Source organism: Chromobacterium sp. Panama, from assembly GCF_003052555.1.
Lineage (GTDB): Bacteria > Pseudomonadota > Gammaproteobacteria > Burkholderiales > Chromobacteriaceae > Chromobacterium.
Window position 1 is genome coordinate 35922 of sequence record NZ_QARX01000001.1, and the last position, 14621, is coordinate 50542.

General features: G+C 62.1%; 15 protein-coding genes. 6 read left to right on the forward strand and 9 right to left on the reverse strand.

What is annotated here, in order from left to right; translation table 11 throughout:
* Positions 1-128 precede the first annotated feature (128 nt).
* Genes DB032_RS00175 through DB032_RS00185 form a run of 3 tightly spaced genes read left to right on the forward strand, consistent with a single transcriptional unit; the run spans position 129 to position 2280 of the window.
* Complete coding sequence (locus DB032_RS00175) at positions 129-869, forward strand: amino acid ABC transporter permease (RefSeq protein ID WP_107797778.1); 741 nt, start codon at positions 129-131, stop codon at positions 867-869.
* A complete protein-coding gene (locus DB032_RS00180) occupies positions 866-1540 on the forward strand; it encodes an amino acid ABC transporter permease (protein ID WP_107797779.1) in 675 nt (224 codons plus the stop codon). Before DB032_RS00175 ends, DB032_RS00180 begins: the two co-directional genes overlap by 4 nt.
* A 5-nt stretch (positions 1541-1545) precedes the next feature.
* Positions 1546-2280 carry an amino acid ABC transporter ATP-binding protein gene (locus DB032_RS00185; protein ID WP_107797780.1) on the forward strand — a complete coding sequence of 245 codons (735 nt, stop codon included), beginning with the start codon at positions 1546-1548 and terminating at the stop codon, positions 2278-2280.
* A 203-nt stretch (positions 2281-2483) separates the two neighbouring features.
* Here DB032_RS00185 and DB032_RS00190 read toward each other — a convergent pair whose 3' ends face one another.
* From DB032_RS00190 to DB032_RS00215, 6 genes are all read right to left on the reverse strand, one after another.
* Positions 2484-2825: a hypothetical protein gene (locus DB032_RS00190; protein ID WP_199225780.1), complete on the reverse strand. Its 342-nt coding sequence runs from the start codon at positions 2823-2825 to the stop codon at positions 2484-2486.
* A gap of 75 nt (positions 2826-2900) precedes the next feature.
* Positions 2901-3260 (reverse strand): GIY-YIG nuclease family protein, encoded by a 360-nt coding sequence (locus DB032_RS00195; protein ID WP_107797781.1) that lies wholly within the window; start codon positions 3258-3260, stop codon positions 2901-2903.
* A complete protein-coding gene (locus DB032_RS00200; protein ID WP_107797782.1) occupies positions 3247-4827 on the reverse strand; it encodes a TerC family protein in 1581 nt (526 codons plus the stop codon). The genes DB032_RS00195 and DB032_RS00200 overlap by 14 nt, the downstream gene beginning before the upstream one ends.
* A 136-nt stretch (positions 4828-4963) precedes the next feature.
* The gene (ccsB, locus tag DB032_RS00205; protein WP_107801571.1) at positions 4964-6109 is read right to left on the reverse strand and encodes a c-type cytochrome biogenesis protein CcsB; all 1146 of its coding nucleotides are present in this window, start codon (positions 6107-6109) and stop codon (positions 4964-4966) included.
* Positions 6109-8127 (reverse strand): cytochrome c biogenesis protein ResB, encoded by a 2019-nt coding sequence (locus DB032_RS00210; protein ID WP_107797783.1) that lies wholly within the window; start codon positions 8125-8127, stop codon positions 6109-6111. The genes ccsB and DB032_RS00210 overlap by 1 nt, the downstream gene beginning before the upstream one ends.
* 167 nt (positions 8128-8294) lie before the next feature.
* Positions 8295-8912, reverse strand: coding sequence for a cytochrome c (locus DB032_RS00215; RefSeq protein ID WP_107797784.1), 618 nt, complete (start codon positions 8910-8912; stop codon positions 8295-8297).
* Between the two features lie 91 nt (positions 8913-9003).
* Here DB032_RS00215 and yihA point away from each other — a divergent pair, with 91 nt between their 5' ends.
* Positions 9004-9636 (forward strand): ribosome biogenesis GTP-binding protein YihA/YsxC, encoded by a 633-nt coding sequence (yihA, locus tag DB032_RS00220; protein ID WP_107797785.1) that lies wholly within the window; start codon positions 9004-9006, stop codon positions 9634-9636.
* A gap of 314 nt (positions 9637-9950) precedes the next feature.
* Here yihA and DB032_RS00225 read toward each other — a convergent pair whose 3' ends face one another.
* The 3 genes from DB032_RS00225 to DB032_RS00235 form a co-directional block, all read right to left on the reverse strand.
* Positions 9951-10823: a septal ring lytic transglycosylase RlpA family protein gene (locus tag DB032_RS00225; RefSeq protein WP_107797786.1), complete on the reverse strand. Its 873-nt coding sequence runs from the start codon at positions 10821-10823 to the stop codon at positions 9951-9953.
* Between the two features lie 132 nt (positions 10824-10955).
* Positions 10956-11420 (reverse strand): tRNA (cytidine(34)-2'-O)-methyltransferase, encoded by a 465-nt coding sequence (locus DB032_RS00230; RefSeq protein ID WP_081555202.1) that lies wholly within the window; start codon positions 11418-11420, stop codon positions 10956-10958.
* 40 nt (positions 11421-11460) lie between these two features.
* The gene (locus tag DB032_RS00235) at positions 11461-12171 is read right to left on the reverse strand and encodes a ComF family protein (RefSeq protein WP_199225781.1); all 711 of its coding nucleotides are present in this window, start codon (positions 12169-12171) and stop codon (positions 11461-11463) included.
* 144 nt (positions 12172-12315) lie between these two features.
* On the opposite strand from DB032_RS00235, the gene bioB reads away from it, so the two are divergent.
* Together bioB and bioF are read left to right on the forward strand one after the other, a co-directional pair.
* Complete coding sequence (bioB, locus tag DB032_RS00240) at positions 12316-13299, forward strand: biotin synthase BioB (RefSeq protein ID WP_107797787.1); 984 nt, start codon at positions 12316-12318, stop codon at positions 13297-13299.
* 116 nt (positions 13300-13415) lie between these two features.
* On the forward strand, positions 13416-14570 hold the full coding sequence (gene bioF / locus DB032_RS00245) for an 8-amino-7-oxononanoate synthase (protein WP_107797788.1): 1155 nt from the start codon (positions 13416-13418) through the stop codon (positions 14568-14570).
* Positions 14571-14621: the final 51 nt, after the last annotated feature.

Consider the following 14621-nt stretch of genomic DNA (forward strand, 5'->3'; position numbering starts at 1 on the left):
GCTGTCTGGCGCGGAGCCCGGGGCGCGTGGCCGTACCCGCTTTCTTTGTGTGTGGCCGGGCGTTTGCGCCGGCCGCGGCCCGCCTGCGCATGAGCGCGCCCGGCGGGCTGGCGTTGTGGGAGTGAAGCATGAATTACCACTGGGACTGGATGGTGTTTTTCAAGTCCACCGGGGTGGGTAGCGAGATCTATCTGAACTGGTTCGTCACCGGCCTGGGCTGGACCATCGCCGTGGCGCTGGCCGGCTGGGCGATCGCCCTGGCCTTGGGCTCGGTGCTGGGCGTGATGCGCACGGTGCCGAATCGCTGGGTGGCCGGCATCGCCGCCGCCTATGTCGAGTTGTTCCGCAATGTGCCCTTACTGGTGCAATTATTCGTCTGGTACTTCCTGATCCCGGATCTGCTGCCCGAGAGCGCGCAGACCTGGTTCAAGCAGGACCTGGCGCCGGCCACATCCGCCTTCTTGTCGGTGGTGGTGTGTCTGGGCCTGTTCACCGCGGCGCGGGTGTGCGAACAGGTGCGCACCGGCATCGAAGCTTTGCCGCTGGGGCAGCGCAACGCTTCGCTGGCCATGGGTTTCTCCCTGGCGCAAACCTATCGCCACGTGTTGCTGCCGCAGGCTTTCCGCATCATCATTCCGCCGCTGACCAGCGAGTTTCTGAATATTTTCAAGAACTCCTCGGTGGCCTCGCTGATCGGCCTGATGGAACTGCTGGCGCAGACCAAGCAGACCGCGGAGTTCTCCGCCAACATCTTCGAGGCCTTTACCTTGGCCACCATCATCTATTTTGTGCTCAATATGAGCCTGATGACGCTGATGGCTTGGATTGAACAGCGGGTGCGCATTCCCGGCATGATGGGGGGCAAATGATGGATTTCGATTTCAGCCAGATCGGCCCGGCCTTGCCGGGACTGTGGCAGGGCATGCAGCTGACGCTGAAGCTGCTGGTGATGGCGGTGGTGGGCGGTGTGGTGCTGGGCACTCTGCTGGCGCTGGCCAGGCTGTCCGACAACCGGGTGCTGGCGCCGTTGGCCAAGTTCTACGTCAATTACTTCCGTTCGATTCCGCTATTGCTGGTGATCTCCTGGTTTTACCTGGTGGTGCCGCTGTTGCTGAACTGGATCACCGGCAATTTCGAGCCGGTGGGGGCGTTCACTTCCTGCCTGGTGGCCTTCGTGATGTTCGAGGCGGCGTATTTCTCCGAGATCGTCCGCGCTGGCATCCAGGCCATTCCCAAGGGGCAGGCCGGCGCCGCCTACGCGCTGGGCATGAATTACGGCCAGGTGATGCGTCTGGTGATCCTGCCGCAGGCCTTTCGCAAGATGACGCCGCTCTTGCTGCAACAGTCCATCATCCTGTTCCAGGATACTTCGCTGGTGTACGCTGTCGGCTTGATGGATTTTCTCAACACCGCCCGCTCCAAGGGCGACGTCGTCGGCTTGCCGCATGAGTTCCTGCTGTTTGCCGGCGCAGTCTATTTCGTGATCAGTTTCGGCGCTTCGCGGCTGGTGAAGCGTATGCAAAAGAGGTTGGCTGTATGAGCGCAATGATTTCCCTGAAGCAAGTCAGCAAATGGTATGGCCAGTTCCAGGTCCTGACCGATTGCACCACCCAGGTCGCCAAGGGCGAGGTGGTGGTGGTGTGCGGGCCGTCCGGCTCCGGCAAATCCACCCTGATCAAGTGCGTGAACGCGCTGGAGCCGTTCCAGAAGGGCGAGATCATCGTCGACGGCATTTCGGTGGGGGCGCCCAAGACCGATCTGCCCAAGCTGCGCAGCCGCGTGGGCATGGTGTTCCAGCACTTCGAACTGTTCCCGCATTTGTCCATTACCGAGAATCTGGCCATCGCCCAGGTCAAGGTGCTGGGCCGCAGCCAGGACGAGGCGCGCGACAAGGGCTTGAAATTGCTGGACCGGGTGGGACTGAAGGCGCATGCCGACAAGTTTCCCAGCCAGCTGTCCGGCGGCCAGCAGCAGCGGGTGGCGATTGCGCGCGCGCTGGCGATGGATCCGATCGCGATGCTGTTCGACGAGCCCACCAGCGCGCTGGACCCGGAGATGATCAACGAGGTGCTGGACGTGATGACCGAACTGGCGCACGAGGGCATGACCATGATGTGCGTGACTCACGAGATGGGCTTTGCCCGCCGCGTGGCCAATCGCGTGATCTTCATGGACCAGGGCCATATCGTGGAGGATTGCGACAAGGACGAGTTCTTCGGCAATCTGGACGGCCGTTCCGAGCGCGCCCGTCACTTCCTGTCCAAGATCTTGCAGCACTAAGAACCTATTCACGATCCCGCGAGCTAAGGCGAGACAAGGCGAAAACGAGAGAAAAAGCGGAATGTACACGGGTACATGAGCATTTTGAGCTTGGTTTCAACGCCGTATCGCCGACGCGCAGCAGATCGTAAACAGGTTCTAAGCCAGGTTCTGGTCAAAGTAAAAGCCCGCCGTTTGGCGGGCTTTTCGTTTGGACGGCGCGATCAGTTGCCGTTCTTGATCTGTTGGCTGACCTGGTTCTCTTCCTGATTCAGCGTTTTTTGCTCCTGCTTGGTGATGTGGCCGTGATCGAGCTTGGCCATGTCCTGCTCCTGCTGGCGGATGTCGCGGTCTTCGCCGTGCAGCTTGCGCGCTTCGTCGCGGCTGATCTTGCCTTCCTTCAGTTCGCGGTGAATGCGGCGGTCCTGATGATGCAGGCGCTGATTGACTTCCTCGCGGCGAGGATGCTCCTTCTGCCATTCGGATTCGGCCCGGGCCTGGGCGGCGAGCAATAGGCTGGCGGCGAGCAGGCCGGTCAGCAGCAGGGGGCGAGCGTTCGTTTTCATCTTGATCTCCTGGGATGGCAATGATTGCCAGATGTCATCCTAGAAGGGGGCAGGGCAAGTGTTTGTTAAGGCTGTTTAATCTGTGTTGCCCGCGGCGGGCTTAGACATGAAAACTAAGAAATCTCCGTCCGCGGGCGCATGGCGGTTCAGAAAATCCAGTTTGGCGGCGCGGTCCAGCCGCTTGAACGCGTATTCGGCCTTCAGCGCCTCGGAGTGGCCTGCGCAGACCAGCACCAGGGCCAGCGCCTGCGGCGGGTTGAGCCGGGTGTAGCGCGCGCCCTTGCCGGCGGCGTGCTGGGCGTAGCGGCGCGCCACATCGGTGGTGACGCCGGTGTAGAGCGCGCCGTCGCGGCAGCGCAGCACATATAAAAACCAGGGCCGGGGGGAAGCCCGGCCCTGCGTGTCCCGCGCGTCGGCGGATTTAGATGCTGGCATCCAGATTGGCCAGCGGGCTGATCAGCACCCGTTCGGTGCGGTTGCCCTTTTGCACGGTGACGCGCAGCTTCCATTCGCCGACGGTGATTTCATCGCCTTCGCGCGGAATGCGCTCCAGGCAGTCCATCAGCAGGCCGGCCACGGTGTGGAAGTCTTCGTCTTCGAAGTCGCCCAGCACGATGTGCTGCTCCAGCGTCACCAGTTCCAGGCTGCCTTCCACGTCGAAGCTGCCGTCGGCCTGCGGCACGATGGCCGGCAGTTCGTGACGCTCGTGTTCCTCCGGAAACTCGCCGGCGATCGCCTCCATCAAGTCCTTCTGGGTGACGATGCCTTCCAGGCTGCCGAACTCGTTGACCACGAAGGCCATGTCCGCCGAGTGCTGGCGGAAGCTCTCCAGCGCCTTGAGCACGGTGACGGTTTCCGGCAGCACCAGCGGCTGGCGCAGCGCGGCGTCGATATTCATGTCGCCGCCGTCCAGCAACTGGGTCAGCAAGTCCTTGCGCGCGACGATGCCTTGAGGCTCGTCGATGCTGCCGTCCTTGATCACCACCAGTCGAGAGTAAGGACTGTCGCGCAGCACTTTGCGCTGCGCGTCCTGGCTCTGGCTCAGGTCCAGGCGGTGCACGTCGGCGCGCGGCGTGGCGATCACGCGGATCGGCCGCTCGGCCAGGGTCAGCACGCTGTGTATCATCGCGCGTTCGTTCTGGGCGAAAGCTTCCTGCGGCTCGGCGTCCTTGCTGTCCTCCACCTTGCCTTCGTCGGCGCTGGGGCTGGTCAGCTTGCTGCCCATCAGGCTGAGCACCGCGTTGGCGGTGCGTTCACGCAAGGACTGGTTGCGGTTCAGGTAGCGGATGCGATTGGCCTGCGACACCTGGTTGAAGGCTTCAATCAGCACCGAGAAGCCGATGGCCGCGTACAGATAGCCCTTGGGAATATGGAAGCCGAAGCCTTCCGCCACCAGGCTGAAGCCGATCATCAGCAGGAAGCCCAGACACAGCATCACCACGGTGGGGTGGGCGTTGACGAAGGCGGTCAGCGGTTTGCTGGCGGCGATCATCATCAGCATGGCGACGATGACGGCCAGCATCATCACCGGCAGGTGTTCGGCCATGCCGATGGCGGTGACCACCGAGTCGATGGAGAATACCGCGTCCAGCACCAGAATCTGGGCGACGACGGTGCCGAAGGCGGCGTAAGCCTTCTGGCCGTTGCTCTTCACTTCATCCACGCCTTCCAGGCGTTCGTGCAGTTCCGTGGTGGCTTTGAACAACAGGAATACACCGCCGCCCAGCATGATGAGGTCGCGCCCGGAGAAGGGCTGGCTGAGCACGTGGAACAGCGGCGAGGTCAGCGTCACCAGCCAGGAGATGCTGGCCAGTAGCACGAGACGCATAATCAGGGCGAGCGACAGGCCGGTGATGCGGGCGCGGTCGCGTTGGTGCGGGGGGAGCTTTTCCGCCAGGATGGCGACGAAGATCAGGTTGTCAACGCCCAGCACCACCTCCAGGATGATCAGCGTGAGGAGGCCAAGCCAGGCGGAAGGGTCAGACAGCCACGAAACGTCCATGATGAAAACGAAGATTCCTTATAGATAAAAACGGGGTAAAAATAGCACAGTCGGGGCGCGATTAACAAAAATCCATTGCGCCCGGCCGCGGCGGCAAGAAAAAACCCCGCCGAGGCGGGGTGGCTCGGGAGGCGGTTTACAAGCCGCCGTAGGAATGCAGGCCGGCCAGGAACATATTGACGCCGAGGAAGGCGAAGCTGGTGACGAACAAGCCCACCACCGCCCACCATGCCAGCGGCGCGCCGCGCCAGCCCTTGACCAGGCGGATGTGCAGCCAGGCGGCGTAGTTCAGCCACACGATCAAGGCCCAGGTTTCCTTCGGGTCCCAGCTCCAGTAACCGCCCCAGGCGTCGGCGGCCCACATCGCGCCCAGAATGGTGGCGATGGTGAAGAACAGGAAGCCGACGGCGATGGCCTTGTACATCACCTCGTCCAGCACTTCGGCCGGCGGCAGCTTGTCCTTGAGCCAGCCCTTCAACGCCAGCAGTTCGGCGATGCCGAGCATGGCGGCGATGGCGAAGGCGCCGTAGCCGACGAAGTTGGCCGGCACGTGTATCTTCATCCACCAGGATTGCAGCGCCGGGATCAGCGGCTGGATCTCATGGGCCTGGCGGTCGAAGGTGTACCACAGGATGAAGCCGACCGAGGCGCAGATCACCAGCAGCACGAAGGCGCCCATCTGGCGCGCCGCGTACTTGGCCTCGTAGTACAGATACATCAGCGCGGTGATCAGCGTGAACAGCACGAAGACTTCGTAGAGGTTGGAGACCGGGATGTGGCCGATGTCCGGGCTGATCAGATAGCTTTCGTACCAGCGGGTGAACAGGCCGGCGAGACCCATGACCGACGCGGCCCAGGTCAGGCCGCTGCCCATGCGGTTCAGCGTGTCGGAGCGGGTCAGCAAGCCGGCCCAATACGAGAAGGCGGCCAGGAAGAACAGCGTGCACATCCACATGATGGAGGATTGGCTGGACAGCATGTATTTGAGCAGGAAGGCGGTCTGGCCGCGCGCCAGCTCGTGCTGATACACCTGGATCGCCAGCAGCGAGATACAGCCGGCCAGCGGGAAGAACCAGCGCCAGGCTTTCCAGAACCAGCCCAGGCCGATCAGTCCCAGCGCGGAGCCGGCCAGGATGGCCTGTTCGTAGCCGTCCATGTAATGGTTGTACAGCGCGTAGCTGTAGCCGGCGGCGGCCAGCACCAGCAGCGCGTAGAGCCAGTCGGCCGGGGTCAGCCGTTTCAGTAGCGGCTGCCGCGAGAAAGAAGCGTGGGCCAGTTCCATCATGCACCTCGTACCAGCTGTTTGATAAGTTGAGTATGGCGCGCAAAGTCGCCGTCCAGATCGCGATTATGCCGGTTTGACGTCATCGCGACCCGTACTTTGGAACCGTTGACGCGCACCCACAGGCGCAGCTCGCGCACATAGAACATCAGGATGATGCCGAAAACCAGCAGCACCGAGCCCAGATAGACCAAGGTCTTGCCGGGCGAGCGGGTCAGTTGCAGTCCGGAGGCCTGCACCTGCTCGAAGCCTTCCAGCTGCAGGAAGACCGGCGCGCCGTAGTCGTGCAGCGAGCTGGCCGCCACCAGGCTGTCCAGCAAGAAGCGGTAATGCTCGCTGTCCAGCTTCATCGGCGGCAGGCCGGCTTTTTCGTCGGCCACCGACATCACGTCCACCACCGCGCCTTGCAGGATCTTGATATAGGTTTGCGCCACCGCCTGGCGCTTGTCCTGCGGCACGCGGTCGTCCAGGAATTTCTCCAGGCCGACGAAGCCGCTGTCGCCAAAGCGCGCCAGCACCCATTTGACGCTGTCGGTGAACTGCTGCTGCATCGCCGGGCTGATGGCGTCGCCTTTCAGCGCCTTGTGCGCGGCGCGGCGGGCGATCTCATCGTAACGCGCCGGGTCCAGCAAGGCGGCGCGCAGGCGCATGAAGCGCTCCACGCTCATCTCCTCGTCCAAGGGGATGCGCACGTACTGGAACGGTTCGGCCACGGTCTTGCGCACGCCGGCCATCATATAGCTGGCGCCGTCCTGCTGGATGGGCGCCATATAATGCATGAACTCCACCGCCTGGCCCTGGGCGTCGCGCAGCTTGAAGCTGATCGACGGGCCCTGGTTTTTCAGCTGCTTGTCCTGTTTGACCTCGCGCGCGTCGTGCATGCGCTGAGACAGCGTGCGCTGGCCTTCCTGCGGCTTGCCGATGTTTTCGATATTGAAGACGCGCAGCTCGCCCACTTCCAGCGTGTAGTCCTTGCCGTTGGCTTTCAGCGGCTGGCTGGACATCGATACCGCCGGAATCTCGGTCGGACGCGCTTGCGGCGCGGCCAGATTCCAGGCCTTGAACTTGAGCGGGGACGCGCCGTCGCCGAAGCTGGACTGGTAGATGGCGATGCCGTCGACGATCAGCGGGTGGTTGACCTTGACCGTGGCCTCGGTGGTTTTGCCGCTGGCCTTGTCGGTGACCACGATGTCGCTGGCGAACAGCTTGGGCATGCCGTTGCTGTAGTAATCAACGTGGAACTTCTTCAGGGTGATGATGAAGGGCAGTTCCTGCACCAGATAGCCGTTGCCGGCGTTGAGGAAGGTGACGTCGGCGCTCTTGTTCTCCGCGATGGTGACGTTGCCGCGGAAGGACAGATTGTTCGAGCCCAGCCGGCTGGCCGCCGGAATCTGGTTTTGCGGCACGTCGCGGGTCTCCGGCACCACGCGGCCGGTGAGCTCGCCGATTTTCAGCGGCAGGTTGCCGTCCAGCAGGCCGCCGATGCAGATCACCACCAGCGCGATGTGGGCGAAGAAATAACCGAGCTTGCCGGCCGCGCCCTTCTTGGCCGCCAGCACCAGGCCGCCGTCGGCGCGAGGCTGCTCCTTGAGGCGGAAGCCTTGCGCCTGCAAATAGGCGCGCGCGGCGTCGGCGTCGAAGCCTTCGGCCTGGAAGCTGACGCTGTGCTTCATCGCCGCCAGGGAGTTGTCGGAGGCTTTTTCGCGGTAGGCGCGCATGTCCTTGATGAAGCCGGGACCGTTGCGCAGAATGCACAAGCTGGTGGACAGCACCAGGAAGGTGAGGATGGTGAGGAACCACGCCGAATGGTAGACGTCGTACAAGCCTAGCCATTCAAACGCTTGAAACCAGAATTGCCCGAACTCGAAAGCGTAGTTGGGATAGGGTTCGTTCTGTTTCAGAACCGTCCCGATCACCGAGGCGATGGCCAAGATGGTCAGCAGGCCGATGGCGAATCGCATCGAACTGAGCAACTCATACCAGGCGTGAGCCAGGCTGTTGCGGCTAGTTTTTTTCATAGTGGCGTAAAGTGCAAAAAGGAAAGCCCGTGGACGGGTCTTCCCTTTTGAGCCGGCGTGCCGGGCAAAGTTGCCGGCGCGCCCCGGAGCGCGGGCGGCGGAGCCCCCGCAGGGGCGGCCCCTGAGGGGCCGTCAGGCTCGGCCGGTGCGGCCGGGCTGCTCAACGCTTAGCGCAAGCCGGAAATGTATTCGGCCACCGCTTTCATTTCGGCGTCGCTCATGCGATTGGCGATGTCCTGCATCGGGCCGTTCTTGCGGTTCGCGCCGCCCTTGAATTCGTTCAGCTGCTTGACGATGTAGCCGGCGTGCTGGCTGCCCAGACGCGGATACTGGTCGGGCAGGCCCTTGCCGGCGGGACCGTGGCAGGACATACAGGCGGGAACCTGAGTGCCGGCGTTCCCGACGCGGTAAATCTTGGCGCCCAGCGGCATTTGCGCCTTGTCGGAGGCTTCGCGGTCCTTCGGCTTCTGCTCGCTGTAGTAGGCGGCGACATTGCGCATATCGTCCTCGGACAACATGGAGGCCATGCCCAGCATGGTCGGGTCCTTGCGCACGCCGGCCTTGAACGCCTTCAACTGGGTGTACAGATAGTGCGCGTTCTGACCCGCCAGCGTGGGGTTGGCCGCGGCTACGCTGTTGCCGTCAGTGCCGTGGCAAGCCGCGCAAACCGTTTCTACGATCTGTTTGGCCTTCACCGGGTCCGCCTTGACGGCTACCGGCGCAGCCGCCAACGCGTTTCCGGCCAGGGTTGCAGCCGCCATCGCCAACAGCATCATACGTTTCATGGTCGCTCCTTTAGGGGCTATCCCTAAATATCTGTAAAAGTGGCAATTTCAAACCTGCTATTCTATACCAACTGATTTCACCCTTACTACTATGTCGACTTTTCAAAACGCCCGATTTTATACCACCGTCAACCACATGAAGGACTTGCCGCCTACCCGAGCGGAGGTCGCTTTCGTGGGGCGCTCCAATGCCGGCAAGTCCAGCGCCATCAACACATTGGCCAATCACGGCCGCCTGGCGCGGGTGTCCAAGACGCCGGGCCGCACCCAGCACATCAATTTTTTTGAGCTGGGTAACGAATGTTTTCTAGTCGATTTGCCCGGTTATGGCTATGCCGAGGTGCCTGAAGCGGTTCGCGCGCACTGGGTGGAACTGCTGGGACGCTATCTGCAGTCGCGCCAGAGCCTGATCGGTCTGCTGTTGATCATGGACGCGCGCCATCCTTTGAAAGAGCTGGACCGCAAGATGCTGGAGTTCTTCCGGGTGAACCGGCGACCGGTGCATATCCTGTTGTCCAAAGCCGACAAACTGTCGCGCCAGGAGCAATCCAAGGTGCTGGCCCTGGTCAAGAGCGAGCTGAAAGACTATCCGGACGTCAGCGTGCAGATGTTCTCCAGCCTGAAGAAAAGCGGGGTAGAGGACGTGGAGCGGGTGGTGAACGGCTGGTTCGAGCAGTACATGGGACAGCCGGCCGCGGACGAGGCCGCGCCGCCGGAACTTTAGGAACAGGCCCGCACCTAAACAAGCAGGTGGCCAACACCTCCCGCTTGCCTCCCTGAGCGGGGCCTGGATTGATCAGGCTTACCCCGGCAGCAGTTTGCCGGGGTTTTTTATCGGCGGCGGAAACGAAAAAGGCGAAGGAGATCTCTCCTTCGCCTTTGTTTTTGACCGAGCGCTTGTAGAGCCTGTTTACGATCTCGCGAGCTAGAGCGAGACAAGGCGAAAACGGCTGAGAAAGCGGAATGTACATTGGGTACATGAGCATTTCGCAGTCGGTTTCAACGCCGTATCGCCGACGCGCAGCAGATCGTTGGTTCTTACAAGCTGGTGACTACGGTCTCTACGTGCAGGTTCTCGGCGGCGTTGCGCACCGCGTCGCTGGAGCGGAAAGGCCCCAGGCGCACTTTGTAGACGCCTTCCTGATTCACGATGCCAAGCTTGGACTCGTACTTGTCGTCCATCTCGCCCAGCATTTTCTGCACCATCGCCTCGGCGTTGGACAGTTTGGAGAAGCTGCCCAGTTGCAGATACTTGGGCGTGTCTTCTACGCGTCGCGCGGTGTTGACGGGACGGGTGCTGGCGATGTTCTCGCCGCCGGCGTCCGGCCATACGCGTTCGATGGCGATCTTGGCGCTGCCTTGCTTGATGAAGCCCAGGCGGTAGGCCGCCGCGTAGGACAGGTCCATCAGGCGGCTCTTGTGGAAGGGGCCGCGGTCATTGACGCGCACCACCACGGATTTGCCGTTGTTCAGATTGGTGACCCGGGCGTAGCTCGGGATCGGCAGCGTAGGATGGGCGGCGGTCATGGCGAACATATCGTATTTCTCGCCGGAGGACGTCTTGCGGCCGTGGAACTGCTTGCCGTACCAGGAGGCGCGGCCCGTGGCTTGATAGGGCTTTTCGCGCGTGTCGGGACGGAAGCTCATCCCCAGCGCCGTGTAGGGCAGATTGGCCGACTTGATCAGCGGCTCTTCCTGCGGCACGGCGTCCGGCACCAGGTTCAGGTTGACCGGGATATGGTCCGCGGGACCATCGTTCTGGAAATAAGCTCCATTCTTGGCAACGGTTTTCTTGTTGCCGGTCGACGAGGACGCCGACTGGTTGGTGGCGCTGGCCGTCTTCACGGTGGAACAGGCCACGAGTACGAGACTGACGAACACAAGCCACAGCCATCGGAGTACTGATTGCATAGATCTCCCTTATGCTGTCGGAACCACTGCAAAACCTTGGCGCGCCGTTTCAACGTCGGCGCTTCGCGCTTGCTTGCAAGCGCCAAGTCCAGGCTTTCCAGAGTCCCTTGTTGGGCCGATCTGCGAACCGCTTCAGCTTCCCCCTGCGAAATCGAGCTGTCGCCAAGCCTCGAACACCGTCACCGCGACCGCGTTCGAAAGATTGAGACTTCTTGATTCTGGACGCATCGGCAAACGAATCCTCTGCTGCGGAGGCAAAGACTCCAGCACTTCAGGCGGCAGACCGCGGGATTCGGGACCGAACAAAAAAACGTCCCCAGGTTGATAGGATATCCGGTCATGGCGCTCGGAGCCCTTGGTGGTGGCGGCGAAAATACGCCGTCCGCGCAAAGTCTCTTGACAAGCCGCCCAATCCTCATGAACCACTACGCGAGCGTACTCGTGGTAATCGAGTCCCGCGCGTCGCAGCTTGGCGTCCTCCAAAGGGAAGCCCATGGGTTTGACCAGATGCAGTTCACAGCCGGTGTTGGCACATAAACGAATCACATTGCCCGTGTTGGGCGGTATTTCCGGCTGAAAAAGAATTACAGTGAACATCGTTGGCAGCCTGGATTGTTCCAAAGAATCAAAATCTTGGTCAAGTTTTAGGAGAAAAGGCCCTGGCGAGCACCCAGCCATCGACCCGTTTTGCCCCCTGTTTTTTCAAAATTTCGGCCAGCGCCGACAGGGTGGCGCCGCTGGTGGCGACGTCATCGACAATGGCGATGGAAAGCCCGTCACAGCGGCAATTTACGCCGAAAGCATGGCGGAGGTTTTTCCGGCGTTCGGCGCGCCCGAGCGAGGCCTGGGACGGAGTGTTGTATTTTCGCCAACAAACCTCGGCGCTCAAACGGCTCGCCATTGTAGCAGCGAATGCTTTTGCCAACTCATGACTTTGATTGAAACCGCGCTCGGCAAGTCGTTCTTTTGCCAGTGGAACGGGAATGACAAGGTGATAGTCTTGGCGGCGCGGACGGGCGAAATCGGCGAGCAGGTCGCTAAGCGCCGCGCCCATCTGCAGCTGTTTTCCGTATTTGAAGGCGTGGATCAGCGCGGCGAGCGGGTAGTCGAAGCAGTAGGGCGCGTACAGCGCGTCGAAGGCGGGCGGGCGGCGTTGGCATTGGCCGCACAGGCCGGAAACCGGCAGGGGTTCGGCGCAGCGCGCGCATTGCGTGGACGGCAGCGCCGGCAGCCGGCGGCGGCAGTCGGCGCAGAAACCCCGGCTTGCCCGCCAATCCCCGCAGAGCCAGCAGGGTTGATTAAATATTGTGCACTTGTCAATTATGAGGCTTGTCAGGTTTGACAGCATGGCGCCCTCCCCAGCAAGATGCGCTGATTCGCCCCACGCCCGGCCGGGCGTGGCACTCTGACGGTCCTGACGGCGCAAGCCGGAATTATCCTTGCCTGATCAAGGTCTTCCATCGCCGGACAGCGACCACAGCCAGGATAGACCATGCATTCTTCCGCTATCGAATTCAAGCCTTCCGCCACCCCGCACCCGGAGTCTCCCAGCTGGACTGTGGCGGAAATCGAAACCCTGCTGGCGCTGCCCTTCATGGAGCTGGTGTTTCGCGCGGCCGAGATTCATCGTCAGTTTTTCGACCCCGCCAAAGTGCAGCTGTCCACGCTGATTTCCATCAAGACCGGCGGCTGTCCGGAGGACTGCGGCTACTGTCCGCAATCGGCGCATCACGACACCCCGGTGCCCAATCAGCCGATGTTGACGGTTGATGAAGTTTTGAGCGCCGCGCGCGCGGCCAAGGCCAACGGCGCCAGCCGCTTTTGCATGGGCGCGGCCTGGCGCGGCCCCAAGGACGCGGACTTGGAGAAAACTTTGGAAATGGTCAAGGAAGTCAAAGCCTTGGGCCTGGAAACCTGCGCCACTTTCGGTTTGCTGAAGGGAGGCCAGGCGGAAAAACTGAAGGCGGCGGGCCTGGATTATTACAATCACAATCTGGACACCTCGCCGGACAAATATTCCGATATCATTGCCACGCGCGACTACGAAGACCGCCTCGACACTTTGGGAAAAGTACGCAGCGCCGGTCTGTCGGTGTGCTGCGGTGGTATTGTTGGCATGAATGAAACCCGCAACGATCGCGCAGGTCTGATTGCACAGCTAGCGAATCTTGAGCCGCAACCGGAATCGGTGCCTATCAACAAGCTGGTCAAGGTGGAGGGCACGCCGCTGGAAGGCGCCGCGCCGCTGGACTGGACCGAGTTTGTGCGCACCATCGCGGTGGCCCGCATCGTGATGCCCAAAACCTATGTGCGATTGTCCGCCGGACGCCGTGAAATGGATGAGTCCACGCAGGCTTTGTGCTTCCTGGCCGGGGCCAATTCCATCTTCTACGGGGACAAGCTGTTGACCACCGGCAACCCCGAGGTGGACGCCGACCGGCTCTTGCTGGAAAAGCTTGATCTGACGCCGCTTTGAGCGGTTTGGGCGGCGGATTCGCGGGCGATGTAAAAAATGTATATATAAGGAATAGCTTGGGCGGACGGCGAGGCCGGTTTCCGCCAAGCCCTTTACACGGGATATTTCGAGCCGATATGCGCCTTCAAGACTTGCCTGCCGCCCTGATGGATCTTTCCGCCACCCACCGCCGCCGCCAACGCGCGGTCGTCGACAGCCCGCAGGGGGTTGAAGTGGTGGTGGACGGACGTTCCTATGTTTCTTTCGCCAGCAACGATTACCTCGGGCTGGCCGATCACCCGGCCCTGGTGCGCGCCACGCAGCAGGGTCTCGAGCGTTGGGGAGTGGGCGGCGGTTCATCGCATCTGCTGGCCGGCCACTTCAGCGTGCAGCAAGAAGCCGAGGAGGCGCTGGCGGAATTCGTCGGCCAGCCGGCGGCATTATTGTTCGGCTCCGGCTACGCGGCCAATCTGGCGATTGTCAGCAGCTTGCTGGATCGCGGCGACGCGGTGTTCGCCGACCGGCTGAACCACGCCTCGCTGAACGACGCCTGTAGGCTGAGCCGCGCCGAGTTCAAACGCTTCCATCACAACGATTTGACGCAGCTGGAGCGCTTGCTGGCCGAGTCCGACGCAAAAACCAAGCTGATTGCGGTGGAGTCGGTGTACAGCATGGACGGCGACGAAGCGCCGCTGCCCGCGCTCTTGGCGCTGGCCGAGCGTTACGAGGCCTGGCTGTACGTGGACGACGCCCATGGTTTCGGCGTGCTGGGCGAGGGCCGCGGCGCGCTGGCCGAGCACGGCCTGTCCAGCCCGCGCCTGATTTACATGGCGACCTTGGGCAAAGCCGCCGGTGTGGCCGGCGCCTTCATCGCCGGCGGCGCTGATCTGGTGGAATGGCTGATCAATGCGGCCCGCAGCTATATCTACACCACTTCCCAGCCGCCGGCGCTGGCCTGTGCGATCTTGGCCAGCCTGCGCCTGATCGCCGAGGCCGACGAGCGGCGCGCGCGCTTGCGCGAATCGATAGCAATCATCAAATCCGGACTATCCGAGTCCAAATACTCCGGAGGGGCTTCCCGAACGCCGATTCAGCCACTTATCATAGGCGGCGATGAACAGGCGTTGGCCTTGGCCGCCCGTCTGCGCGACCAGGGTTTGTGGGTGCCGGCGATCCGCCCGCCCACGGTGGCCGCAGGGACGGCGCGCTTGCGTCTGTCCTTGTCGGCCATGCACCAGCCGGAACACTTGCAGCGCCTGCTGTCCTGTATTCAGCAAGCCGCGGCGTCCTGAGCCGACGCGCCCATGGGGAGGGGCGCGCCGGCATGGCCGGATTTTCCAGCT

Excerpts from the sequence above, each read along its gene's own strand:
- ccsB (WP_107801571.1), bottom strand. The coding sequence starts at position 6,109 with ATGGAACTGGCCCACGCTTCTTTCTCGCGGCAGCCGCTACTGAAACGG.
- DB032_RS00235 (WP_199225781.1), bottom strand. The coding sequence starts at position 12,171 with ATGCTGTCAAACCTGACAAGCCTCATAATTGACAAGTGCACAATATTT.
- DB032_RS00230 (WP_081555202.1), bottom strand. The coding sequence starts at position 11,420 with ATGTTCACTGTAATTCTTTTTCAGCCGGAAATACCGCCCAACACGGGC.
- DB032_RS00225 (WP_107797786.1), bottom strand. The coding sequence starts at position 10,823 with ATGCAATCAGTACTCCGATGGCTGTGGCTTGTGTTCGTCAGTCTCGTA.
- DB032_RS00210 (WP_107797783.1), bottom strand. The coding sequence starts at position 8,127 with ATGAAAAAAACTAGCCGCAACAGCCTGGCTCACGCCTGGTATGAGTTG.
- DB032_RS00190 (WP_199225780.1), bottom strand. The coding sequence starts at position 2,825 with ATGAAAACGAACGCTCGCCCCCTGCTGCTGACCGGCCTGCTCGCCGCC.
- bioF (WP_107797788.1), top strand. The coding sequence starts at position 13,416 with ATGCGCCTTCAAGACTTGCCTGCCGCCCTGATGGATCTTTCCGCCACC.
- DB032_RS00180 (WP_107797779.1), top strand. The coding sequence starts at position 866 with ATGATGGATTTCGATTTCAGCCAGATCGGCCCGGCCTTGCCGGGACTG.
- DB032_RS00200 (WP_107797782.1), bottom strand. The coding sequence starts at position 4,827 with ATGGACGTTTCGTGGCTGTCTGACCCTTCCGCCTGGCTTGGCCTCCTC.
- bioB (WP_107797787.1), top strand. The coding sequence starts at position 12,316 with ATGCATTCTTCCGCTATCGAATTCAAGCCTTCCGCCACCCCGCACCCG.
- DB032_RS00185 (WP_107797780.1), top strand. The coding sequence starts at position 1,546 with ATGATTTCCCTGAAGCAAGTCAGCAAATGGTATGGCCAGTTCCAGGTC.
- DB032_RS00215 (WP_107797784.1), bottom strand. The coding sequence starts at position 8,912 with ATGAAACGTATGATGCTGTTGGCGATGGCGGCTGCAACCCTGGCCGGA.
- yihA (WP_107797785.1), top strand. The coding sequence starts at position 9,004 with ATGTCGACTTTTCAAAACGCCCGATTTTATACCACCGTCAACCACATG.
- DB032_RS00175 (WP_107797778.1), top strand. The coding sequence starts at position 129 with ATGAATTACCACTGGGACTGGATGGTGTTTTTCAAGTCCACCGGGGTG.
- DB032_RS00195 (WP_107797781.1), bottom strand. The coding sequence starts at position 3,260 with ATGCCAGCATCTAAATCCGCCGACGCGCGGGACACGCAGGGCCGGGCT.